Genomic DNA, 25,194 nt, shown 5'->3' on the forward strand with positions numbered 1-25,194 from the left:
TAACTTTACATTTAAGTTCTTTTTTGAGACATTCCTAGAATTAGAAATTACCACACAAAAAATAAAAAAATGAGAAAATTTTATGAGCAGTTATTAGAAAATAATAAGAAGTGGGTTGAAACTTCATTGGCAAAAGACCCTAATTATTTTGCTGATTTGGCAAAAGGACAACAGCCACCACTATTATGGATTGGATGTTCTGACAGCCGTGTTCCTGCAAACGAAATTGTTGGTGCAAAACCAGGCGAAGTTTTTGTACACAGAAACATTGCAAATATGGTTGTTCACTCTGACATGAATATGCTAAGTGTACTAGATTATGCAGTAAATGTTTTGAAAATAAAACATATTATTGTTTGTGGCCATTACGGTTGCGGAGGTGTAAAAGCGGCAATGGGGCATCAATCTGTTGGAATTATTGATAACTGGATTCGTCACATTAAAGATGAGTACCGTTTGCATGATAAATACTTGAATTCGATCGAAGACGAAACAGAGCGATTCAATGCTTTTGTAGAAATAAATGCTAAAGAGCAAGTTTATAATTTAGCTAAAACGTCAATTGTTCAAAATGCTTGGCAAAACGGTCAAGACCTTATGCTTCACGGTTGGGTTTATGGATTGAATTCTGGTTTTGTAACAGATTTAAATGTTACAATCAGTTCAAATGCAGAGCTTGATAGTGTTTATAAGCTGGACTTTTAATAAGAAATAAAAATCGCCCTTTTAGAGGGCGATTTTTTTTATTCGTTTTCGTCTAAATTCTCATTAAATGCCGATGGCAGCATTGTTGGGATAAACTTAATCAGTATCGGTAAAAGTAAACTTCCTCCAGGAAGTAAAAATATGGTTAGCGATGGAATGGTTTTACAAATGTCCAAAAGCTGTTTTTTTACTTTTTTCTTTTCCTTTGCATCCAAATCTCTTGTTGTAGAATAGGCAAGTAGCACCATCAATTCTTTACTTTGAACAATTTCTTTAATCAATCGGTTTTTGTTTCTTATGATTAATTTGACTACACTGTGCGTCATTTGATCATAAAAGTGCTTAACAGGATTGGAATAATTAAAATATGGAATCTTCTTTTTGTGTGTTGTAATAAAAGTATTGGTTGTATCCATACTTTTTGTTACAAAATCGTCAGAAACTCCCATTGTTGAACCTAAAGCGTATAGAAAATAAGATTCTTCGTTTTCAACTACACCATCGCTCCACAAAGCCATTCCGGCCATATCTATTAGGTAATAATGTTCAAGTCTATTTTTAAAATAGTCAAGATTTAAAGTTTCTAAAGTTTCAACCGTAACTTTCGAAAATTTGGAATAGCGTATAGAAGCTTCAAAAAGTTTGATCAATAAATCATCATGCTGAGATTTTACAGTTTTGGTTTTTAAGGCCAAACCAACAATTCCGAGAACCGTTTCCTCGATTCTTTTTAAATATTTTTCAGGAATTTCTCCATGCTCCAAATATTGTCTGAAAGCCAAAACATCAATAAACAAAAGCGCATTGGTTACCAAATGCGAAAAGTTTTTACTAATAATGCTGTCATTGGTTTGAACTCTCTGGTCAATAATATTTTCCAGAGATAGGGAAGGCGTATCTTTTGGCAATAAAATTTTAAACAAATTAAATCCTTCTGGATTCATTTGCTTGTAAAACTTTAAAACTTCAGAAATAAAATGTTTAGGTTCCGAATTTCTTTTCTCTAAACAAAAAACATGATAGAGCGTATTAAGTAAAGCAACTTTTGAAATTTCGGTTTTAAACCAGCCTTTTATCGGAATCGGAATTTGAGAATCTATCGCAATAATATGTCCGTAAATGAATCCCGTTTCTCTCACTTTATAGTAAAACGAGTCCACTGTTTCAAAAGGAATTGCTTCTGAAAACTTCTGTTCACTAAAAAATTTATCGATCCAGCCTGGTGCTGATGGGTTAATCATGGACTTAATTTTGCTGATGCAAAGCTATGTCTTTTTCTTGTTTTAGAATTCATTTTAAAATGAAATAACCGCTACATTTTGTTAAAAATAGCGGTTATTCAATTTTTTTCTTATTTAATGATTCCTGCACAAGCAACTCTTCCTCCTGCATTTCCAGTTGGCTGGGTTGTAAAATCGTCTGTTCCTGCATGTACAATTAAGCCTTTTCCTAGAACATCTTTGTTACTGTCGCCGCATCCAATGCACCATTCGTCAGTAGTTAAAGTGATAGATCCGTTACCTTTTGCATCAGCGGTAAAGTTTCCAATATCACCTTTATGATATTCTCCAACTCCCCATTTTCCATGTTTTTTAAAAGTCGGGTTCCAGTGTCCTCCGGCAGAACTTCCGTCAGCAGAACTACAATCTGCTTTTTCATGAATGTGAATGGCATGAACTCCAGGTTCTAATCCAGTGATTTTTGCTGTAAAAGTTACTTTGCCATTTTTCTCAACAAAAGTGGCAGTTCCGGCTACTTTGCTGTTGCTTTTTGGTTCTAATGCAACAGTCAGAGTTTTAGCGTCATTTGATTTGTTATTTGTTTTACAACCAACGATTAAGGCTGTAATTATAGCGAAAGAAACAATTAGTTTTTTCATATCTACGGGCATTTTTAGTTAAAGATTAAGTAAATTTAACATAAAATAACGGAATTGATTAACTCTAAAAGTTAAAAAAAAGTCAAACTATACTTTATAATTTAGTATTGATTGAGTTAAAAACCGAAAATATTGTTTAAATTCGTATAGGTTTTTAACGAATAATTTCTGAAAACCATTTATCTAATTCGCTCACATTTAATCCTTAATGTTATGATGAAAAAGATTTTTACCCTCGTTTTTTTTAGTTCGTTTTTAATTTCCTGCAAATGCACAAAAACAGATTCAGTTTCTAAACTTGATGGAACTTGGGAATTGAATTACATTTCTGGACCACGAATTGCTTTTGATGGATTATACCCAAATAAAAAACCATCCATACAATTTGATACCAAAACAAATCAGGTTTCGGGTAACGCAAGCTGTAATTCATACACAGGGAAATTGGTTGTTGATGGTAACAAAATTGATTTTACTCAGCCAATGGCAGTAACGAAAATGATGTGTTTGGACGGATTGCAAGGTGAACAAACTTATTTGAGTACGCTTCAGAAAATAACTTCTTACGATGTAACTGATGATGGTAAGACTTTGAATTTTATTTCTGGCGATATTGCCATGATGCGTTTTACGAAAAAATAGTATTATGAAAACTAAATTATCTGTCTTACTGTTTTTGATTGTAATTAACTTTTCAGTTTCTGCACAGGAGAAAACAAAAAAAGAACTTAAACAAGAAAGAGAGTTAAAGAAACAAAATGAAATCAAAGCTCTTATAGATTCTCAAAATTTTGTTTTTGAAGCCCAAAAAGCAACACCTCAAGGAGGTAGATTGCTTCAGCTCGATTATAATACTTATTTTTTAAAGTTTAATGCGGATAACACAACTTGCGATTTGCCTTTCTTTGGACGTGCTTATAATTTAGGATATAATAGCGATGGCGGAATAAAATTTGAAGGCAAGCCTGAGAATATTAAGGTTGAAACTAAAAAGAATAATACCATTCTAAAGGCAACAGTAAGAGGTAAAAGTGATGTCTATGATTTAACGTTTTCTATATTCTATAACGGAAGTACAACACTTTCTGTGAGTAGCAATAATAGAGGTCCAATTAATTATGATGGAGTAATATATGCTCCAAAAACAGCAGAGAAACAATGATTTAATTCAATACTAAACTTGTCACAAATTCGTCTGAATATATGGTAAGAATCTTTTTTTGGTTATTAAAGTGGCAGTTTTCGGTTTTGTTTTTCTTTTTTGGTGTGTGCAGCGTATTTGGTCAGGATTTAGAACCCAGAGTGTATGCAAATGTTCCTAAAGGTTTAAATGTAATTGCGGCAGGTTATGTTTTTATGAATGGAAATGTGCTGACAGATCCTTCTCTACCCATAAAAGATTTTACACTTCAAAGCCACAATATGGCTGTAAATTATATCAGAACATTTGGAATGGCAGATAAACTGGCTCGTATACAGGTAGCGCTACCTTTTACGTTTATGGATGGATCTGCTGTAATTAGTGATCAGCTGGTTACTGGGTCAAGAACTGGTTTTGCAGATATGAAAGTGCGTTTCGGAATTAATTTGCTTGGTTCTCCTGCACTTGATAAATCTGAATTTAGAAGTTTTGAGCAAAAAACAATTCTTGGAGTCAGTTTGGTTACTTCAATTCCAACAGGAAGATATTATGGTGATAAACAAGTAAACATTGGAACAAACCGCTGGGCTTTTAAGCCTGAAATAGGGGTGTCGAAACGGTTTGCTCATGTATATGCCGAAGCCTATGGTGGGATGTGGTTTTATACCGATAATAATGATTATTTAGGGAAAAAATTAGAGCAAAAACCAACCTATAGCCTTCAGGCGCATGCAAGCTATTATTTTAAGAACCAAATGTGGGTTGGCTTCAATACGACTTGGTTTTTTGGAGGACGAACTATTACTGATGGAGTTTCAGATGATAGCCAGATTGATAACTGGAGAGTAGGAGGAACTTTTTCTACCCCAATTGCCAAAGGGCAGTCGGTCAGATTTCAATATCATATTGGAGCTTATACCAACAACGGACTAAATTATTATGCCTTATCAGCAGTTTATCAATATTCTTTCTTTTAAAATCTTGATTATGATTTAATGTGTTTAAAATCAGTATATTTGAGTATGCATATATTTTTAAAAACAAATTTAAAATTGAAACTATGAAAAAATTAAGTCTTATTCTTATCATGGCGGTAGCCTCATTTTCATCTTATGCGCAGTCTTCTTACAAAGAAGATTTAGAAGTAGTACAAAGTGTTTATGGAAAATCTAAAGCTGACCTGGTAAAACAGTACATGAATTTATCTGATGCACAAGCGGCAGCCTTTGCAAAAGTTTACGATAATTATGAAACGTCGCGAAAGGCTTTAGGGCAGACAAAGTTTCAATTAATAAATGATTATGCGGCGAATTACGAAACTTTAACCGATGCTAAAGCTGATGAATTGGCAAAAGCTACTTTAAAAAACCATGTTGATTATGAAAAGCTTTACTCTAAAACTTATAATCAGGCAAAAAAAGCAATTGGTTCAATAAATGCGACAAAATTTATTCAACTTGAGGTTTATCTTCAAACTATAATTAGAAGCGAAATTTTAGAAGCTATTCCATTTATTGGTGAAATGGATAAAAATAAGACTAAAACGATGTAAAAATATTCGTCTATAAAAAAAACGGGAATCAATTTGATTCCCGTTTTTTTTTATTTTTCAGTTTTAACTTTGTAAATCTCATTTACCATTCCGTCGCGGAAACTATCCAAAGTAAGTTCCCAAAACATAATTCCACCTAGTTTTTTTGCTTTTGCGTATTCAGCTTTTGCTTTGATTGATTTTAAATCATCAGATGTTGCAAAAGTTTTCGTTGAAGCATTGTACCAATATGGTGCTTGAGCTTTTTCATCATAAAAATATTTCCAGCCGTTTGCTTCTGTATATGTTGTAGCGTAGTTTTTAAAGTCAACACCTTGAAAGTGTTCTCCAGCTTGATATAATCCGTTGTTGATATTCTCTACATTTTTCCATTGTCTAGTATAAAATGCTCCTCCAATTACTAGTTTTTCAGCAGGAACACCAGCTTTTAATAAAAACTCAACAGCTCTGTCAGTAGATTCTTCTTTCGGATTTGTGCTGTATAATGGTGTGTGATGACCTGTAACTTTTGAATATCCGTTTACTAAGTCGTAGCTCATAATATTAATGCGGTTTACATAAGGAGCAACAGCTTTCCAGTCTATAGACTCATCTAAACATTTTTGAAAACCTCCAGCCGCAAAACTTAGTTCATATTTTTTTCCTAATGTTGAACGTAAAATTTTAAGAAGTTCTGTAAAATTAGGTTTGTCAGCAGCTTGGTATAAATGTCCAGGAAGTCCTTCAATTGATGGATATTCCCAATCTAAATCTAAACCATCAACTTTAAAATAGTCACTTACTTCTTTTACAGATTTTGCAAATTTTAAGCGTCCTTCTGCAGTAGAAAAAGCTTCTGAACAAGGTTCGCAACCTCCCCAGCCACCAAGTGATAGAACGATTTTAAGTTGCGGATTTTTCGCTTTAAAGGAAACTAAATGTTTGATTGTAAGAGAATCTTTTGCAGAATCGACACTTAGTTTGCCTTCTTTTAAATGACAAAAGCTAAAAATAATCTGGTTCAATTTTCCAACTTCGTATTGATCAATAAGTTGAGAATCGCCAGTGTAATAGGCAATAATGTCCATTTTTTTATTTTTCTGTGCGAAGGCGGCAGTGAAGCAAAAGCACAATAAAAATGATGCAATTAGGTTAATTTGTTTCATTATTTTGTTTTTTATAGTTTTTAGAATGTTAAATATAATGCAATCCATTTGATGTTTGACTATTCTCTATGAGTCGGAAAGCTAATTTTAACAAATATTTTGCAAATAACTGCAAAATTATTGCGACTTGTAGGAAATGCCTTTTACTGAAAATTGTAAAAAAATAAACCCGCACAGTTTCGGACTTGTGCGGGTTTATAACAAATTAAAAGCTAAAAACTATCTTTATATTAGAAGCAGTATGTGTTTTCTGCTACTAATTTTGTCGCAATTTTTTCTCTAAGTGCCACAACATTTGGCAGGTTAGTATATTTAGTGAAACGTTTAAGTCCCATTAACATCATACGTTGTTCGTCACCTTCAGCGAAAGAAGCGATTCCTTCTTTTCCTCTTAAGTTTACGATATCTACCGCTTTGTACAAGTATAATTTTGCCATAGCGATTTGCTCTTGTACTTTATCTTCGCCTTGAGCTTTTGCTAATTTTTCAGTTCTCAAAATTGTACTTTCAGCCATGTAGATTTCGATCAAGATATCAGAAGCTGCCATCAGTAATTGTTGGTGAGCATCTAATTCAGGACCGTATTTTTGAACAGCGCTTCCTGCAACCATCAAGAAAACTTTCTTCAAGTTAGCAACGATTACTTTTTCTTCTGCAAATAATTCAGAGAAATCTGGAGTATCAAAAGATGGAATTCCCATTAATTCTTCTTGAACTTTCATTGCTGGTCCAAGTAAATCAACGTGTCCTTTCATGGCTTTTTTGATCAACATACCAACAGAAAGCATTCTGTTGATTTCGTTTGTTCCTTCGTAGATACGAGCGATACGAGCATCTCTCCAAGCACTTTCCATTGGCGTATCTTCAGAGAATCCCATTCCACCAAAAATCTGAATTCCTTCGTCAGAACAAGATTGAACGTCTTCAGAAACCGCTACTTTCAAGATAGAACACTCGATAGCGTATTCTTCAACACCTTTTAATTCTGCTTCTTGGTGAGAAGTTCCTTCTGCTTCACGAGCAAGCAATTCTGTCTTCGATGTCTTTTGCAGCACGATAAGAAGCACTTTCTCCAGCGTAAGCATTAGTTGCCATTTCAGCTAATTTAGAACGGATAGCTCCGAAAGATGAAATAGAAGTGTTGAACTGAATTCTTTCGTTAGCATATTTTACAGCTCCAGAAGTAACTCTTCTTTGAGCATCTAAACAAGCTGCACGCCAATTTAATACGACCAACATTCAAAGCATTCATTGCAATTTTGAAACCGTTTCCTCTTTCAGACAGCATGTTTTCAACAGGAACTTTCGTTTCGTTGAAGAAAACCTGACGAGTAGAAGAAGCACGGATTCCTAATTTATGCTCTTCTTCATTCATAGAAATTCCGTTTGAAGGATCGTTTTCTACGATGAAACCTGTAATATTTTTATCGTCTCCAATACGAGCAAAAACGATGAAAACGCTACAGAAACCTGCATTCGAAATCCACATTTTTTGTCCTGTAATAGAGTAGTATTTTCCGTCTTCAGATAAAACTGCTTTTGTTTTTCCTGAGTTAGCATCAGATCCTGCGCCTGGTTCAGTTAAGCAATAAGCTCCAAACCATTCTCCAGAAGCTAATAACGGAACGTATTTTTTCTTTTGTTCTTCAGTTCCATAAAGTGTAATTGGCATAGTTCCAATTCCTGTATGAGCACCAAAAGCAGTTGAGAACGAACCAGTTGCTCCAGAAATGTAGTCACAAACTAACATTGTAGAAACAAATCCCATTCCTAATCCGCCGTATTCTTCTGGAACCGCAACTCCAAGAAGTCCAAGTTCTCCAGCTTTACGCATAGATGATTCTGTATAAGCGTAATCTTTTTTCTCAAAACGATCTTTGTGCGCCCATAATTCTTTATCAACGAACTCTTTTACAGAGTCACGCATCATTAACTGCTCTTCCGAGAAATCTTCTGGTGTGAAGATATCCTCGCATTTTGTTTCTTTAACTAAAAACTGACCACCACGAGTCACGTTTTTTTCGATTGTATCTGCCATTGCTAATGTTTTTTTGTATGTTTTTTATTTATGGTTTTTGTACACAATCTTGTCATTTCGACGAAGGAGAAATCTTCGCAAGTAGCTCTACATCGAGATTCCAATCTTTGTCGAGTTTCTCATGAAGATTTCTCCTTCGTCGAAATGACAAACTATATGTGTACTTTACTTAATAATACTTATAATACTTCGTAAACTCCAGCGCTTCCTTGCCCTGTACCAACGCACATCGAAACGATTCCGTATTTATTGCCTCTGCGTTTCATCTCATCAAATAACTGAACAGAAAGTTTAGCTCCTGTACATCCTAGCGGGTGACCTAAAGCGATTGCTCCTCCGTTTACGTTTACGATTTCTGGGTTAATATTTAATTCGCGAGTTACTGCTAAAGCTTGTGAAGCAAAAGCTTCGTTTAACTCAATTAACTCAATATCGTTTAATGTTAAACCAGCTTGTTTCAACGCTTTCGGAATTGCTTTTACCGGACCGATACCCATAATTCTTGGCTCAACACCAGAAGAAGCAAAGTTTACCAAACGTGCAATTGGCTCAAGGTTTAATTCTTTTACCATTTCTTCGCTCATAATTAAAACGAATGCAGCACCGTCGCTCATTTGAGAAGAGTTACCCGCAGTTACACTTCCGTCAGCAAGAAAAACTGGTTTTAAACCTGCTAAAGCTTCTTTAGAAGTTCCTGCTCTTGGTCCTTCGTCTTTGTTTACAACGTATGATTTAGTTTCTTTTTTTCCATTTTCATTGATGAAAGTCTGCTCAACAGTAATCGGAACGATTTGTTTGTCGAATTTTCCTTCTGCTTGTGCTTTTAAGGCTTTCATATGAGAGTTGTAAGCAAACTCATCTTGATCTTCTCTAGAGATTTTGTATTGATTGGCAACCGCTTCAGCAGTTAAACCCATTCCCCAGTAGTAATCTTCGTGACCTGCAGCAAGCAACTTTATAATCCGGAGTTGGTTTGTAACCTCCCATCGGAATATAACTCATACTTTCTGCACCACCGGCAATGATACAATCCGCCATTCCTGATTGGATTTTAGCAGTTGCCATTCCGATAGTTTCTAATCCAGATGCGCAGTAACGGTTTACTGTAACACCTGGAACGTCTTCCACTTTTAATCCCATTAAAGAGATCAAACGTCCAACGTTAAGACCTTGTTCGGCTTCCGGCATGGCATTTCCTACCATAACGTCGTCGATACGTTTTTTATCGAAATTAGGCAGTTCATCCATCATAAACTGAATGGTTTCTGCAGCTAATTCATCAGGTCTTTTAAATCTAAAAACACCTTTTGGAGCTTTCCCAACTGCTGTTCTATATGCTTTTACTATATATGCTGTTTTCATTTTCTTAGTTTCTAAGAGGTTTCCCTTTGGTTAACATGTATTGAATTCTTTCTAAAGTTTTTCTCTCTGTACAAAGAGATAAGAAAGCTTCACGTTCGATATCTAATAAATATTGTTCAGATACTAAAGTTGCTTCAGATAAATCACCACCAGCCATTACATAAGCCAGTTTGTTAGCGATTTTCTTGTCGTGCTCAGAAATGTATTTTCCAGCCTGCATTTGATCTGTTCCAACTAAGAACATACCCAAAGCTTGTTTTCCTAGAACTTTAATATCATTTCTTCTGATTGGCTGCGTATAACCTGCTTCTGCCATTAACAATGCATGTTTTTTAGCTTCAGCAATCTGACGATCTTTGTTAACTACAATAACATCTTTTCCGTGCTGTAAAAGTCCAGTATCAAAAGCTTCATAACCAGAAGTTGAAACTTTCGCCATTGCGATTGTTAAGAAATACTCTTGAAGAACATTCAATTCCACATCGTTTTTGCGGAATAAATCTGAAGCTCTTAAAGTCATTTCTTTAGATCCACCACCACCAGGGATAACTCCAACACCAAATTCAACTAATCCCATGTACGTTTCTGCAAGCAGCAACCACTTTATCAGCGTGTAAGCTCATTTCGCATCCACCTCCAAAAGTCATTCCGTGAGGCGCTACTACAACTGGAATAGAAGAGTAACGAACGCGCATCATTGTATCTTGGAACAATTTAATTGCCATGTTCAATTCGTCGTATTCCTGCTCAACTGCCATCATGAAAATCATTCCGATATTAGCTCCAACAGAGAAATTCGTCGCCTGGTTTCCAATAACTAAACCTTGATATTCTTTTTCAGATAAGTCGATTGCTTTATTGATAGCTTGTAGAACATCGCCACCAATTGTATTCATTTTAGATTGGAATTCTAAGTTTAAGATTCCGTCTCCTAAATCCTGAATGATTGCACCACTATTGCTCCAAACTTTTTTGCTTTCGCGAATGTTGTTCAGAATAATAAATGAATCTTGTCCAGGAACTTTTACTTGTGATTTTGTCGGAATGTTATAGAAATAAGTCGCTCCTTCTTTTACAGAATAGAAACTTTCGCTTCCAGAAGCCAGCATTTCAGTAACCCATGCAGCAGGCTCTAAACCTTCGGCTTTCATGATTTCAATTCCTTTGGCAACACCAATAGCATCCCAGATTTCGAATGGACCATTTTCCCATCCAAAACCAGCTTTCATGGCATCGTCAATTTTGTATAATTCGTCTGAGATTTCAGGAACTCTGTTTGACACATAAGCAAACATTCCAGCGAAACTCTTACGGTAGAATTCTCCCGCTTTGTCTGTTCCTTTTACTAAAACTTTAAAACGATTGATAGGTTTGTCGATAGTTTTAGTTAATTCTAAAGTTGCAAAATTTGCTTTTTTTGCGGCGCGGTATTCTAATGTATCTAAGTCTAAAGAAAGAATATCTTTATCTACTTTTTTGTAGAAACCTTGTCCAGTTTTGCTTCCTAACCAGTTATTTTCCATCATTTTGTTGATGAAATCAGGAAGTTTGAACAATTCGTGTTGTTCGTCGTTCGGGCAGTTTTCGTAAATACCATTGGCAACGTGTACCAAAGTATCTAAACCAACAACGTCAACTGTACGGAAAGTAGCCGATTTTGGACGGCCAATTACTGGTCCAGTCAATTTATCAACTTCTTCAATCGTTAATCCCATTTCTTTAACTAAATGGAATAAACTTTGGATTCCGTAAATCCCAATTCTGTTTCCAATAAACGCAGGAGTATCTTTAGCAACAACCGAAGTTTTTCCTAAGAATTTAGATCCGTATTCGTTTAAGAAATCCAATACTTCAGTAGAAGTTTTTGGACCAGGAATAATTTCAAATAATTTTAAGTAACGCGCAGGGTTAAAAAAGTGAGTTCCGCAGAAGTGCTGTTGGAAATCTTCGCTTCTTCCTTCACTCATAAAGTGAATTGGAATACCAGAAGTGTTTGAAGTAACTAAAGTTCCTGGTTTACGGAATTTCTCGATTTGTTCAAAAACTAATTTCTTAATGTCTAAACGCTCTACAACAACCTCGATAATCCAGTCAACATTAGCAATTTTAGCCATATCATCTGTCGTATTTCCAGTCGTAATTCTATTTGCGAATTTCTGACTGTAAATAGGAGATGGTTTCGATTTTAATGAATTCGCCAAATGTTCGTTTACCACACGGTTGCGAACGGCTTTACTTTCAAGTGTTAATCCTTTTTTAGCTTCAGCTTCGGTCAATTCACGCGGTACAATGTCAAGAAGTAAAACTTCGACACCAATGTTAGCAAAATGACAAGCTATACCTGAACCCATAATTCCGGATCCAATTACAGCAACTTTTTTAATTGTGCGTTTCATAATTTGTTACTATTTGTTTGTAGGAGGAAAAGAATGTTATTCTTTTTCTGTGTTTTCTGTTTGATTAAATATGTTTTTATCGTGAATCAGTTCGTTGATAATTTCAGAAACTTCGATAAAATGATTCAGTTTTTCTTCTGAAACATGTTTTCTAACGGTTTCATTGAACTTTAGAACTGTATTTTTAGATAAATCTCTTTTTTCTTTTCCAAAATCGGTAAGGTAGATTAAAACACCTCGACCGTCGCTTGGGTTTTTTTGCGAACAATTAAACCTTTTTCTTCCATAGATTTAAGTGTTCTTGTTAAGCTGGTTGCTTCCATACCCATTCTCGGACCTAAAGCGGTTGATGGAGTTCCTTCTTCCTTATCCATACTTAAAAGAGCAAACCCTGTTGCCATTGTTGCATCATACTTTGCGACCTCTTCATTATACATTCTTGAAACAGCTTGCCATGTCGCTCTTAAAATATAATCTATCGTTTTGTCTTTCATAGGTAACTATATCGATTTCAAATATAATTAAAAAATACTATGCATGCATATAATTTTTTAATAAATTTTTGGTTAGTTATAAAATATCCCTGATTTAGAGGGTTTTGGTTGTTTATTTTAAGTGAAATATACTATTCTTTTTTTAGATTTTAACATTTTTGATGCTGTAAAAATCTCTTTTTGGTTTTTAAAACGCATTTAATTCTATATTCTGTAAAAAATTATGCATTTATTTCAGTTGGTTTTTCAGAATCGTAACGCGAAATAGCGTCTAGAAGTATCTTTTTCATACGATTTCTCAGACCTTCTGGTCTTAAAATCTCCAAACAGCTTCCAAAACCTAATAAAAGTCGTTCCATCTCGTAATTTGGGATTACATATATGTGTATAATGACACTTCCGTCTTCGTTTTGTTTAATTAGTCGCTGAGAAGTATGCAGAGGTTTTGTAAGTACATAAGGCGCATTTGAAGCATCAACCCATAATTCAATTCGTCTTGCGTTTAATCCTGAATTTACTGTTACGCCAATTACATCTTTATAAAAATTATCAGCATCAAAATCTTCTTCTAGGTAAGGATGATTAAAATCGTAATCAATAGAAATAATTCTGTCTAATGCCAAATTGGTAATCGGTTGTGAGTCTTTTTTCTTTCCGATTAAAAACCAGCGGTTATTGAATTCCTTTAATATAAAAGGATGAAAGTGGAATTTCGTTTCTTCGGCAGATTTAAAAGATTTATAAGTAATAATCAGAACCATTTTCTTGATAATCGCCTGATATATTTCGTCCAAATAATGCAGTCCTTTTAGCTTCTCATTTTTATCCAGATAAATAACGGGTTTAGTGTGCGATTTCTCAGCATAGATTTTATCCTCTAATCGCTGTAGAATATCCGATACATCATTAAATAAAGAGAAATCTTTAAACTGTTTCAGCATAGAAACCGTTTCTGTCAAAACATTCATATCGGTTTCTGTTAGCGGAATATCGGTTATCGAAAAATCTTCGTCTTCATATTTATAATACTTTTTATCATAAACCACGATTGGCGCATTATAACCCAATTTTTCACTTCGCATCAGCTGAATATCCATCTGAATGGTTCGCTTGCTGATTGGATTTTGACGACCTTCGTATTCAGATAGTGCTTCAGAACATTCTTCGATTAAATCTTCGAGTGTCCATTGCCTGTATTTGTTTTGCAGACATTTGTCGATTGTTTTGTATCGGATTAAGGCGTTTTTGTTTTGTGACATTTTTATGATGTTTTGCCACAAAGACGCTAGGGCACAAAGTTTTTGTTTTTAAGCCACAGATTATGAGGATTAAAATGATTTTTCCCCATTTTATGTCATTTCGACGAAGGAGAAATCTCCACAAGTAACTCCACATCGAGAAGCCAATCTTTGTAGAGCTTCTTGCGAAGATTTCTCCTTCGTCGAAATGACAAACGGTGAGTTTAATTAATACTTTAAATAAAAATTTTGCGACTTCGCGTCTTTGCGAGATTAATTCTGCGTTGTATATTTTGGGCGTGTCCCTCCGGTCGGGCTTTCGGCTAAATCTTTTGTTCCATTTCATTTCACAAAAGGATACCGCCTCAATCCCTCACGCATTTACGTTAATAATGCAATCTCTTTTTCAATATTCGCTCTTGCTTTCTCTTCATACAAACCTCTAAATTCCTCAGTTTGAAAAATAAACTCATTTTCTAGAAAATGCTTCAACGCTTTCGCACGTCCGGGTTTGTATAGAAAATCAGGATAGATGCGGTATTCTTTTCTAATTTGTTCAAAATAGATTTTATAATCTTCCCAATCTTTAGCGAGGATTTTCAAATCAAAATCGATTAACCAGTTTATATCTTCAATCGCATTTTGCTGATGTTGTTGTGTTGCACAGATTGCATCAAAAACCAATTGTTTATTTAGATTGATATTTTCAGGTAAAATTGCCAAAGCATATTCAGCACTTTTAAGTTCGTTATCTTTTTTAGAAGCCGAATAAACAAAATCATGATAAAAAATAGAAAATAATATTTCGTTTGGATTTTGAAGTTGATCACGATAGGTTTCAAAACTGTCAATCATTTCTTTTAAATGCGTGAGATTATGATAATGTCTTGATTTTTGGAATATGCCTTTTCTAAATTCAACCAGTTTTGCTGAATTTCATTTGCTGAAAAGCCAATATTCGAAAGCAATTCAGAATAGATTTTCTCTAAATTCATGTTGTTTTTTACTCAAATTTAAAATTCTTTTTTTACTGCGCAAAATAATTGCGTAGTAGTTTTAAAATCTTTGCTCAAGAAATAAAACAAAAAGTATTTCTAAAAAATGAAACAAAAATTTTACTACGCAAAATAACTGCGCACTAGTTTAAAAATCTTTGTTCAGGAAATAAAAACAAACGTTCATAGAAATAAAAAAAGAATAAAATAGGTCAAGTTTGAGTTACTTCGAAAACACTTTCCAATGTACACACTTACACCATTACCTTTTTATTTTATAATCATAATTGAGGCAGTAGCTCAGCGGTTAGAGCAGGTAGTTTTGAAATTATCCATCAAAGGTCAATCAAAACTTACTTCGTACACTTTTAATGTCCGGGTCATGGGTTCGAATCCCATCTGCTTCACAATTAATGGTCAATTAAAACTTACTTCAGACAACGGCTACTTTCGGTTCGAATCCGAACATAGTTTTAAAATCATCATTAATAAAAAAACGAGGGTCAAAATTAGCTTACTTCTTGGGGAAACCCGCAAACTTCCAATTTGAATCAGCTAATTTATTACACTCCAATTTCAGGTCAAGTGTTTCTTACTTCAAAAATCTTTTAGGTAGAACTCAGAAACGCAATTATCTAAATTTTAAAAATTAAAAAAAAATGAAAACAAAAGAATTATTAAAAATCAGTTTACGTCAAAATGCTATTTTCATTCCGTCAGAAATGATTGCGAATGACGTTAAAAATTTATCAGGAACAACATCAGTTTTGTTAGCCAATGTTTCAAAACTTGGATTTACATTTTCTGAAACTTTGCTTCACGCTTTAAACAATGTGAGCCCAACTTATAAAATCGAGGTTTTAGAAGTTTTAAGAGAAGTGTTAGGAACAGATAAAAACTGGACGCCATTGGTAAAAGAATGGAATGTTCCAACAGGTGAATCTGTTTTAGATCATATTATCACATATTTCGGAAATGTTTTTAAAACTAAAAACGGAACAACTTTACAATGCGGACATATTATCCCTGATAATACTTTTCCATTAGAAAGATACAACGGTTGTCCGTTCTGCGGAACTCCGTTTGAATTTGGAAAATTAGAAAATATCGGACAAGGAAGCAAATTGAAAATGTTGGAATTGTGGACAGAAAAAGATTTAAATGATTTCTATATATCGTTATTGCAATCTAAAACCGCTTTAGACGCTACTCAGGTAGATAGTTTAAAAATGGCGATGCACTATTTGCCTTTACCAAAAGCTGAAGTAGCAATGAAGGAAACTTTAATGCTGGTGATCGATCTTTTGATTGAAAATGGTAAAGAAAATGAGGCTTCTCAGTTTTTGAAAACACCAACAGATATCTTACGATACTTGTGGTATAAAAACACAGGAATACTTCAGATTATCGAGCCAAAAACGATTATCAAAAGAACATCAAAAAATGCTCAGCATTTCTACAATGTTTTAGATACGAGCGTTCAGGCCAGAATTGCATCAACAAATGATTTGAAACTAAAATATTCCCGAAAAGAATGTTTAATGGTGGCAAATTGGTTGAACAATATGAACATGGATGTTGAAGCGATGTGCGAGACCATGCATCCAAAAAGAGGAATGTGGGTTCGTTTTATCCGAGCGTTGCGTTTGGCAGAATACAGCAAAAGAAAAGGGTTTGAGAAATTGAATTTTTTAATGGATGTATTCTACAACCAAGTGTACGATGTTTGGCAAAGCAAAGTAGATTCGTCAAGATTGAAATTTGATGCCGATAAAACATTTGCCTTATTGAAACAGCGTCCAGGATTATTTGCACGTTCGTTATTCTCAAACATGCTTTGGTTTGGAGCAGAGGAAACTATTGCTCATTTTGAAGAAATCATCGATAAAGTTCCGGCTCGATTGGTGTTTACTTTGAACATGTATGCTCAAAATTATTTTGATAAAAACATGCAGAGAAGTGTGAAACCTTTGGGTGGAACAAACAAACGAATTGAAGCAAATCAGTTATTAGGATTATACGAAGATTTTCAGTTGGAAGCAATGAAAAACCAAATCGAAGAATTGTGTCTTTTGGCCATGAAAAAACGATTTGCAAAAATTGCGAACACCAACAAAACAATCTATATAGATCCGCAATTGTTTAATATTCCAGTTTCTATAGGAGATCGAAGCGAAACCGTTCAGGATTTACCAGTTGCTTTAATGGGAACACGTTTCACAGTTGAAGGAAACGAAGTTAGATTGTTCATGCAATGGGGAAAAGATTTGCCAGCACAACATTTAGATATGGATTTGAGCTGTCAGATTGCATACGAAGATCGCTTAGATATTTGTTCTTTCAGCCGATTGACAACTACAGGTTGTCAGCATAGTGGTGATATCCGAAGCATTCCGAATAAAATTGGAACAGCCGAATATATCAACATCAATATCGATGAATTAGCGAAAGCTAAAGCTAAATTTGTAACTTTTACTTGCAACGCGTACAGTAACGGAAGTATTACGCCAAATTTGGTTGTAGGTTGGATGAATAGCAAACACCCGATGAAAATTTCGGAGAAAACAGGTGTAGCATACGATCCGTCGTGTGTTGATCATCAGGTTCGTGTGACGCAAAATGTTGCCAAAGGTTTGGTTTTTGGAGTGTTGGATGTAGCCAAAAGAGAAATCGTTTGGTTAGAGATGACTTTCGGAGGTCAGGTTGTTGGTGGATTGGATTTCAAAGGCGTTCAGGCGTTGTTGTCAAAACTAAACAGCAAATTGAATATTGGTAGTTTGTTACAGCTTAAAGCGGAAGCCCAAGGTTTAACAATCACCGAAAATGAAATTGCTGATGAAGTTTACACAGCACAATGGGCGATGAACCCAGCGGTTGTTACACAATTATTGGTAGATTAGTGGCAAAGGTTCATAGTAACAAAGTGACAAAGGTTTTAATATTTCACGCAGATTTAAAAAGATTTTAGCAGATAAGCACAGATTATTTATCAAAAAAAATCCTTTTAGATCTGCTTAAATCTGCAAAATCTGCGTGAAATAAAATCTACGCAAAATAACTGCGCAGTAGTAATTAACCTTTGTACTATCAAAAAAATAGAAATCATGAGTACACAAATAAACGGTACAGATATATTAGAATTAGGATTCCCAGAAGGAAAAATAATTGGGATTGCCTTAAAAATAAACAGCAAGAGAAATGGATTCACAAGAGACGAAATGATCACAAATTTCAAAAACGTCTTAGAAACTCCAGAGAATTATATCGACGATAAAATCTTCAGCAAACTGGCTGTTGCTTTAATCGAAAAATCGAATGAAAAACCAGAAGATTTCATTGCTTTAAATCAGAATCCGAATGCGTATTCGGCTTACGGATTGGATCATATCGAAGACGGAGCCAGAAAGCAAATGGAAGTCGCCATGAAACTGCCTGTTACGGTTGCCGGAGCTTTAATGCCAGACGCGCACCAAGGTTACGGATTGCCGATTGGCGGAGTTTTAGCAACGAAAAATGCCATTATTCCGTATGGTGTTGGAGTTGATATTGGGTGTAGAATGGCGTTGTCGGTTTATGATATTCCAGAAGCTTTTTACTTTGAAAACGAAGCTAAATTCAAAAAGGAATTAATTGCGAATTCTATTTTTGGAGCAGGTCACGGATTTCACGGTCAGTACAAATCAGATCATGCGGTTTTGGAGAACGAAACTTTCAATATGAATCCGTTTGTGAAGAATTTGAAAGATAAAGCTTGGTCGCAATTAGGATCTTCGGGTGGTGGAAATCACTTTGTGGAATTCGGAATCATGGAATTTGCGCAAGACGATGCGGTTTTAAATATCCCAAAAGGAAAATACGTCGCTTTGTTAACGCATTCTGGTTCACGTGGAATGGGAGCAACCATTGCTGGACATTATACCAAAATCGCCAAAGAGGAATGCAGACTTCCAGAAGTGGCAAAAAACTTAGCGTACTTGGATATGAATTCGCAATTGGGACAGGAATACTGGATGGCAATGAATTTGGCGGGAGATTACGCTTCGGCTTGTCACGAGATTATCCATAACAAAATGGAACGCGCTTTGGGTGCGACGATTTTAGCAAAAGTCGAAAACCACCATAATTTCGCCTGGAAAGAAATCTGGAACGGCGAAGAAGTGATCGTACATAGAAAAGGAGCAACTCCAGCCGGAAAAGGCGTAATGGGAATCATTCCGGGAAGTATGACCGCACCGGGATTTTTGGTTAGAGGAAAAGGCGAGGAGAACGCCATTAATTCGGCTTCGCATGGAGCAGGAAGACAAATGAGCAGAACCCAAGCCATAAAAAACATCACACAATCTGAAATGAAATCTATCCTGAGAGATCATGGCGTTACGCTTATCGGAGCGGGTCTAGACGAAGCTCCAATGGCCTATAAAGATATCAATCAGGTCATGGAAGCGCAGCAGGATTTGGTGGATGTGGTAGCGAAGTTTACACCGAAATTAGTGAGAATGGCGGATGATGGGAGTAAAGAAGATTAGTTTTTTGAGATGCTGAGGTTCTAAGATGCTAAGATTCTAAGGTTTCTCATCACAGCGATTATCCTCATTTTATGTCATTTCGACGTAAGGAGAAATCTCCACAAGTAGCTCCGCAACGTGAGTCCAATCTTTGTAGAGTTTCTCGCGAAGATTTCTCCTTCGTCGAAATGACAAATATTACGCTTAAAAAACTTTGCGTCCTAGCGCCTTAGTGGCAAAAAATAAATAATTTAAGGCAACAGAGAGAAAAAACTTAGAATCTTAGCCTCTTAGAACCTTAGCAACTTTTAAAAAAATGAATTACATAGACATAGGAATCAACCTAACCAACAAACAATTCCAAAACGACATAGACGATGTCATACAAGACGCGCTCGACGCCGATGTATCGCAAATGATACTCACAGGCACCAGCGTACGAAATAGCGAAGAATCTGCTAAGATTGCGAGGCAGTATCCGGGCGTGTTGTACGCTACGGCGGGAATACATCCGCATGATGCGAAGAGTTTTGATGCGCAGAGTATTTCGAAACTTAGGAAATTATTAGAACTGAAACACGTCGTTTCGGTTGGCGAATGCGGACTCGATTTTGATCGCGACTTTTCGCCTCGAAACAAACAGGAAGAATGTTACAAAGCCCAGCTCGAATTGGCGATTGAAGTACAGAAACCTTTGTTTTTGCACGAAAGAAACGCTTTTAGTTCGTTTATGAATATCACAAAAGACTATCTTCCGAAACTGCCAAAAGCCGTTGTGCATTGTTTTACGGGAACTTTGCAAGAAGCCAAAACCTATCTCGATAACGGATTTTATCTCGGTTTTACGGGAGCGATTTCAGATGTCAAACGTTTCAGCCATTTAAAAGAAGTCATTCAGTACGTACCGCTCGACCAAATGATGATTGAAACCGATGCGCCGTTTATGCTTCCTAAAAATGTCCCGAACAGCCTCTTGAAGAAATACCACGAACGCCGTTGCGAACCTGCTTTTCTGCCGTATGTTGCCGGAACAATTGCACAGTTTAAAGGGATTACTTTAGCTAAAGTAGCAGAGGAAACGACGAGGAATTCTAAAAGCTTTTTTGGAATTTAAAGTTCACTGATTTTCAAAATGACATATTAATTGTAGGTTAATTTTTATATTTTTGTAAAATGACTAGTCTTAAAAACAGAGGAAAAGAAGCAAGCGACGATGATTTATTCGGAACAGAGAAAATACAGTTTAAACTCAAAGAAGCTGTAACCGACTTGTCTTATTTTCTGAGTAGAGGTTATGGCGAAAAAGCAACATTAGCTTTAGTTGGAAACCGATATCGTTTAAATTCCCGACAGCAACAGGCAGTTCGCGGAATGAGCGCTTCTCAAAGTCAGATTGAAGATCGAAAATCTAAAGAAATTCAAAGTCAGGATTTAGAAGGAAAAGAAATTGCTATAGATGGTTTTAATGCTTTGATTTTGTTAGAAAGCATTTTATCAAACGCTTATGTTTTTAGAGGACAAGATGGATTCATTCGTGATTTGTCAAGTGTACACGGAACTTATAAAAGAGTGAAACAGACATCACAGGCAATAGAAATAATTGCTGACTTCTACAAAAAAGAAAAGATAAAAACAATTTATTGGTTTTTTGATAAACCTGTTTCAAATAGCGGAAGATTGAAAAAGATGATTGAAGAAATAGCTTTAGAAAATCAATATGATTGGCAAGTGGAATTGGTTTATAATCCCGATAAAGTAATTGCAGAAAGCAATTGGATTGCTGTGACTTCTGATGCTTGGATTTTGGATAATGCTTCAGCTAATTTTAATTTGATGAAGTATATGCTGTTGAAAATGAATATAAAAGAAACTGTGATTTCTTGTGAATAAACAATGAAGCCAAATGATACTTTTAAAATGGAAGAAAAAATTATATATAAATCAGGTAGAAATGAAAAAGTTATTTTAAAGGAAGAACTTCATACTGCAAAAAACTTTTTCAAGAATTTTTATATTGATGATGAACTTATAAGAACCGAATATATCTCATCTAATAGTAATAGTAATTTTACGATTTACTATTTGAATAACAATCAGTCAATAGAAGAAATATTGCTTGAAAATAATCAATTTTTAAATAGAAGTTTCTATTATAAATTATTTGATAAATCTGGTTTTACAGTCTATTTGTTTCAAAGTTATGATTTTAGAAATCTTGAACAACAATCGATTATCATAAAAGATAAAGAGGAGAATTTAGTTGTAAAAACTGGTAATAGTTTGAAAACTTATGAGGATTCCAGTTTTTTTAATTTTTCCAAAACAATAAAAAGTGATGCTAAATATTCAATTTTGAGTAGAAAGGTTGAAGAAGATTCGACTGTTAGAGTTGACTATTTTGAAAACGGAGATTTTAAGTCAGCATATTTTTCTAATGAAAATTTAGAAATGAATCTTCAGGAATTTTTAATTACAAATGATTTTTCAGAAAGATATAAGCTAAATATTGATAAAGATTTTTTTAAATCATTTTTTCCTGTAATTCCTAATTCAGATTTTAAGATTCCTGAAATTTTGATAGAATATTCAGATGATTACAAGAATAAAATAGCATTTAAAGAAATTTTTACGGAAAGATTCTTTCATAAAATTTTGTATTTAGATAAAAAGAAACGATTAGTTGAAAGATTTGCGTATGGAAAAATTATATCGAAAACGAACTATCTAAGTAAAGAAGAAAACATAGAGGACTTTTTAGAAGTAATGCAAAATGGAATTGAATATTGCTTTTATCATAAACCAGTAATTAAAAATAATTGTATCTATTGGGAAATTATAAAGTATGATGAAAAAGGTGTTTTAATTGAAAAAAGAAATGAAGTATACAATTATCAAGATCAATTGATTAGTGTTAATTATCTTCTAAGCAATGAATTTAGAACCCATTCTTTAATCAAGTATTGTTACAAAAATAATTATGAATCTCAGATATTGAGTATTTTTAAGTATGATAATTGTGGTTCATTATCTTATATAGATGATTGTGGTTTTGATTCTGATTCTATGTGGGAAGATACAGTTTGGGAAATGCCAAATTTAAAATTTGAAACTTATATTAAAAGGATAGAAGAACCTTTTTTTAAATCTTTTTTTTCAGAGGTTCCGGAAAGCTCAAAAGATGAAATAGAAATTATTTATAAAAATCATCTTGGTAAGGTGATCGATGAAACGGAAATTGATAAAGTATATGAATATCAGAAAGAAGTAAAAATAAACCAATTCATAAAAGAAATCAAAACTTATAAAGATAATTCCTGTTCTTTTGTAGAATATTATTGTTGCGATCAGGAAAAACCAGAAGATTTTGAATTTTATTCTACAAGAAATTATATTGTTTATCATAATAAAAAGCATCAAAATGGATATTTTGTGTATGATATTTTTGAAAGTGTAGTTGAGACATTAGAAATTGGATATTACAAAGGAATTTTGGTTCAGGATTTTTTTGGTAGAGAAATTACACGAGTTGTTTTTAAGAATGATGAAATGGATTTAAAATATGCCCGAAAGATTTCTTACGATAATTTTAAAAGTGAATTAGGCTATGATTTCGATACCGTAATTGTAAATTTTGAAGATTCGAATAAAGTTTTAAATTATTATTCTAATGAAACAACCTATACAGTAGATGAATTTGAAAAAGAGCAGTTTAGTAGTCTGAATAAAACTAATAATTCTTTTTTTAAATCAATTTTTCCATTTGTTCCGGAATTAGAAGCAAAAGTATATGAACCTTTTATTTTTAAATTAAAACTCAAGAGCCAAGAAAATTCTTTTGAGCCTGAAGAAATAAAATGCCTTTATAGTTCTAATAATAAATTGAAGTACATATTTGACGGTTATAAAAAATGGAGCTTTTTAAAAGATAGATTAGAAGTTAATTTAAAATTGCCAGAATTATTATATTATGGTTATAATATTTCATTTTACAATATAAAACAGGCAGATGAAATTATATCATGTGATATAGTATATAACCTGCAATTTGAAAAAGACAGATTTAAAGAGTTTAATGTAAAATTAAAAATAAGCACAACGTCTTTCGATTTTAGTTACGAATCTGATGATCCAATTTTCTCTTTTAGAAAGATTTTTTTGAACATTATGAAGAAGAGTTATTTTGTTTTTATTTGAATGAAGAGAGAATTTGGAATACAGAAATTAGTAAAGAAAAATTAGTCATGTTTTTAATTGAAGCTTAAAAAGAATACTTTTAAAGCTAAATCGACTCTAAAGAAATCAACTTCGTTGATGAGATTAATCTCTATCTTTGTTTTCGGTCTAAATTCAGAATTAAAATCTAAAGAATTAAAAAGTAGGTTTTTTCTTTCTTTTTAAAATAAAAGTATATCTTTGCGATGCAAAACAATCAAAGGAGAAATCCTTAAAACTTTTTTTAAGTTAACATAAACGAATACCTCGTCATGGTGAAGGAACAGGAAACTGTCCTAAATCATTCCTTTGAATGTTTTGCACACCTAAAGCGAGGTATTCGCGCATCTAAAATTTTCTATTATGCAAAAAGAAAATCAAAAACCAACACATCGTGATGTAGTGCCATCCGTAATTAATTTCCTTTCAGACGAATTGTTTGAGGGAGATTACAAAGAACAGCCACTGTATTTGCAGGAAATCTTCGAGCTCTTAATGCATACAGAGTTTGGCGACGATATCAATTTAAGGCAAAAAATACTGAGCTGTTTAAGAACCAGCCGTAATCTGGCAGAAACGTTATCGCCATTTTCAGAGAAACAGATTTATAAGGCTTGTAGTAGCAATCGTAAATTATCTCAATAAAAACTCAAATCCCGACAATGTCTATTTGTCGGGATATTTTTTTAGTATTGGTTTGTAATTTTATAAAAGAGATTATAGACGATAGTTTCCATAATCTTGTCATTTCGACCGAAGGGAGAAATCTTCGCGAGTAACTCCGCAACGTATAGTGCCAATCTTTGTAGAGCTACTCGCGAAGATTTCTCCTCCGTCGAAATGACAAACTCGACGAAAAAAACTTTGAAAATAGCTAAAATATGTGCATTTAAATTAGTGAAACGCCTTTAAATATAAGGAAAGACCATGTTTCTATGTGTTTAAAATAATTATGCTTAAAAGTTTATTTCTAATATTTTTTTAACATTAAAAAGACATTATTTTAAGTAAAAATCGCTTTAAAATTCTTACATTACCGCCTCAAAATAAAAGCCGATAAAGATGAATATAAGTATCTCAGTTAAACAATTAGGAAAAAAACATCCGCTACTTCAGGAAAAAAGTATCGCTCTGGATATAGAAAATCCTGTCATTACTACACAAAAACTCATAGAATCGATTGTTGATCATCAGGTTCAATTGTTCCGTTCTTCATCCTTTGAGTTTGAGGACGAAGACAAAATCCATCTTCCAAAAGAAAATTATTTACCCATTCTTACCGATACCGGAAAAGTAGGTTTTGGCGCGCTGTACAATCACAACCAAGTAGATTTGGCCAAAGCGCAAGAAAATGCCATTGTAGCTTTTGAAGATGGTTTGTATGCTGTTTTCTATGGAGACGATCAGCTGGAAACGTTAACTGAACAAATCGATTTATCTCAAAATAAAAACCTCACTTTTATTAGGCTTACGTTCTTGGCGGGAAGCTATTGGTAATTTATAATTGTTAATGGTGAATTGTTAATGGTGAA

General features: G+C 34.1%; 18 protein-coding genes, 1 tRNA gene and 4 pseudogenes. 13 read left to right on the forward strand and 10 right to left on the reverse strand.

The genetic code is table 11. The features are described from left to right. Nucleotides 1-69 precede the first annotated feature (69 nt). Nucleotides 70-705: a carbonate dehydratase gene (gene can / locus P5P87_RS24040; RefSeq protein ID WP_198856483.1), complete on the forward strand. Its 636-nt coding sequence runs from the start codon at nucleotides 70-72 to the stop codon at nucleotides 703-705. A 38-nt stretch (nucleotides 706-743) separates the two neighbouring features. Here can and P5P87_RS24045 read toward each other — a convergent pair whose 3' ends face one another. Together P5P87_RS24045 and P5P87_RS24050 are read right to left on the reverse strand one after the other, a co-directional pair. After that, nucleotides 744-1,946: an LETM1-related biofilm-associated protein gene (locus tag P5P87_RS24045; protein ID WP_278020856.1), complete on the reverse strand. Its 1,203-nt coding sequence runs from the start codon at nucleotides 1,944-1,946 to the stop codon at nucleotides 744-746. 110 nt (nucleotides 1,947-2,056) lie between these two features. After that, the gene (locus tag P5P87_RS24050) at nucleotides 2,057-2,584 is read right to left on the reverse strand and encodes a superoxide dismutase family protein (protein WP_111289248.1); all 528 of its coding nucleotides are present in this window, start codon (nucleotides 2,582-2,584) and stop codon (nucleotides 2,057-2,059) included. A gap of 213 nt (nucleotides 2,585-2,797) precedes the next feature. Here P5P87_RS24050 and P5P87_RS24055 point away from each other — a divergent pair, with 213 nt between their 5' ends. The 4 genes from P5P87_RS24055 to P5P87_RS24070 all read left to right on the forward strand — a co-directional run bounded on the left by P5P87_RS24055 (nucleotide 2,798) and on the right by P5P87_RS24070 (nucleotide 5,277). Next, on the forward strand, nucleotides 2,798-3,226 hold the full coding sequence (locus tag P5P87_RS24055; RefSeq protein WP_278020857.1) for an META domain-containing protein: 429 nt from the start codon (nucleotides 2,798-2,800) through the stop codon (nucleotides 3,224-3,226). A gap of 4 nt (nucleotides 3,227-3,230) precedes the next feature. Beyond that, the gene (locus P5P87_RS24060; RefSeq protein ID WP_198856480.1) at nucleotides 3,231-3,746 is read left to right on the forward strand and encodes a DUF4251 domain-containing protein; all 516 of its coding nucleotides are present in this window, start codon (nucleotides 3,231-3,233) and stop codon (nucleotides 3,744-3,746) included. Between the two features lie 41 nt (nucleotides 3,747-3,787). Further along, nucleotides 3,788-4,702, forward strand: a complete 915-nt coding sequence (locus P5P87_RS24065) for a transporter (RefSeq protein WP_198856479.1) — start codon at nucleotides 3,788-3,790, stop codon at nucleotides 4,700-4,702. Between the two features lie 83 nt (nucleotides 4,703-4,785). Continuing rightward, nucleotides 4,786-5,277, forward strand: a complete 492-nt coding sequence (locus P5P87_RS24070; protein ID WP_278020858.1) for a hypothetical protein — start codon at nucleotides 4,786-4,788, stop codon at nucleotides 5,275-5,277. A 50-nt stretch (nucleotides 5,278-5,327) separates the two neighbouring features. Here the strand turns inward: P5P87_RS24070 and P5P87_RS24075 are convergent, their stop codons facing one another. From P5P87_RS24075 to P5P87_RS24110, 8 genes and pseudogenes are all read right to left on the reverse strand, one after another. After that, nucleotides 5,328-6,344, reverse strand: coding sequence for a glycoside hydrolase family 18 protein (locus P5P87_RS24075; RefSeq protein ID WP_278020859.1), 1,017 nt, complete (start codon nucleotides 6,342-6,344; stop codon nucleotides 5,328-5,330). 308 nt (nucleotides 6,345-6,652) lie between these two features. Beyond that, nucleotides 6,653-8,460, reverse strand: a pseudogene (locus P5P87_RS24080) (acyl-CoA dehydrogenase family protein). 179 nt (nucleotides 8,461-8,639) lie between these two features. Continuing rightward, nucleotides 8,640-9,822 (reverse strand): annotated as a pseudogene (locus tag P5P87_RS24085) (thiolase family protein). A 4-nt stretch (nucleotides 9,823-9,826) separates the two neighbouring features. Further along, nucleotides 9,827-12,218, reverse strand: a pseudogene (locus P5P87_RS24090) (3-hydroxyacyl-CoA dehydrogenase/enoyl-CoA hydratase family protein). Nucleotides 12,219-12,254: 36 nt separating this feature from the next. Further along, nucleotides 12,255-12,712 (reverse strand): annotated as a pseudogene (locus P5P87_RS24095) (MarR family winged helix-turn-helix transcriptional regulator). 221 nt (nucleotides 12,713-12,933) lie between these two features. Continuing rightward, nucleotides 12,934-13,971 carry a helix-turn-helix transcriptional regulator gene (locus tag P5P87_RS24100; protein WP_278020860.1) on the reverse strand — a complete coding sequence of 346 codons (1,038 nt, stop codon included), beginning with the start codon at nucleotides 13,969-13,971 and terminating at the stop codon, nucleotides 12,934-12,936. Nucleotides 13,972-14,331: 360 nt separating this feature from the next. Next, nucleotides 14,332-14,805, reverse strand: a complete 474-nt coding sequence (locus P5P87_RS24105) for an HD domain-containing protein (protein WP_278020861.1) — start codon at nucleotides 14,803-14,805, stop codon at nucleotides 14,332-14,334. A 5-nt stretch (nucleotides 14,806-14,810) separates the two neighbouring features. Continuing rightward, nucleotides 14,811-14,945, reverse strand: coding sequence for a hypothetical protein (locus P5P87_RS24110; protein WP_278020862.1), 135 nt, complete (start codon nucleotides 14,943-14,945; stop codon nucleotides 14,811-14,813). Between the two features lie 289 nt (nucleotides 14,946-15,234). On the opposite strand from P5P87_RS24110, the gene P5P87_RS24115 reads away from it, so the two are divergent. From P5P87_RS24115 to P5P87_RS24150, 8 genes are all read left to right on the forward strand, one after another. Continuing rightward, nucleotides 15,235-15,352, forward strand: a tRNA-OTHER gene (locus tag P5P87_RS24115). Between the two features lie 252 nt (nucleotides 15,353-15,604). Further along, nucleotides 15,605-17,845, forward strand: coding sequence for a hypothetical protein (locus tag P5P87_RS24120; protein WP_278020863.1), 2,241 nt, complete (start codon nucleotides 15,605-15,607; stop codon nucleotides 17,843-17,845). A 204-nt stretch (nucleotides 17,846-18,049) separates the two neighbouring features. Beyond that, nucleotides 18,050-19,471 (forward strand): RtcB family protein, encoded by a 1,422-nt coding sequence (locus P5P87_RS24125; RefSeq protein ID WP_278020864.1) that lies wholly within the window; start codon nucleotides 18,050-18,052, stop codon nucleotides 19,469-19,471. A 295-nt stretch (nucleotides 19,472-19,766) separates the two neighbouring features. Continuing rightward, entirely contained in the window at nucleotides 19,767-20,564 is a 798-nt protein-coding gene (locus P5P87_RS24130; RefSeq protein WP_278020865.1) for a TatD family hydrolase, read from the forward strand. A 59-nt stretch (nucleotides 20,565-20,623) separates the two neighbouring features. Beyond that, nucleotides 20,624-21,340 (forward strand): DUF434 domain-containing protein, encoded by a 717-nt coding sequence (locus tag P5P87_RS24135; RefSeq protein WP_278020866.1) that lies wholly within the window; start codon nucleotides 20,624-20,626, stop codon nucleotides 21,338-21,340. 27 nt (nucleotides 21,341-21,367) lie between these two features. Beyond that, nucleotides 21,368-23,644, forward strand: coding sequence for a hypothetical protein (locus tag P5P87_RS24140; RefSeq protein WP_278020867.1), 2,277 nt, complete (start codon nucleotides 21,368-21,370; stop codon nucleotides 23,642-23,644). A gap of 381 nt (nucleotides 23,645-24,025) precedes the next feature. Beyond that, nucleotides 24,026-24,307 carry a hypothetical protein gene (locus tag P5P87_RS24145; RefSeq protein ID WP_278020868.1) on the forward strand — a complete coding sequence of 94 codons (282 nt, stop codon included), beginning with the start codon at nucleotides 24,026-24,028 and terminating at the stop codon, nucleotides 24,305-24,307. A 417-nt stretch (nucleotides 24,308-24,724) separates the two neighbouring features. After that, nucleotides 24,725-25,159, forward strand: a complete 435-nt coding sequence (locus tag P5P87_RS24150) for a hypothetical protein (RefSeq protein WP_278020869.1) — start codon at nucleotides 24,725-24,727, stop codon at nucleotides 25,157-25,159. The last annotated feature ends 35 nt before the right edge of the window (nucleotides 25,160-25,194 follow it).

Origin of the sequence: Flavobacterium ginsengisoli (assembly GCF_029625315.1) — a bacterium.
Taxonomy (GTDB): domain Bacteria; phylum Bacteroidota; class Bacteroidia; order Flavobacteriales; family Flavobacteriaceae; genus Flavobacterium; species Flavobacterium ginsengisoli.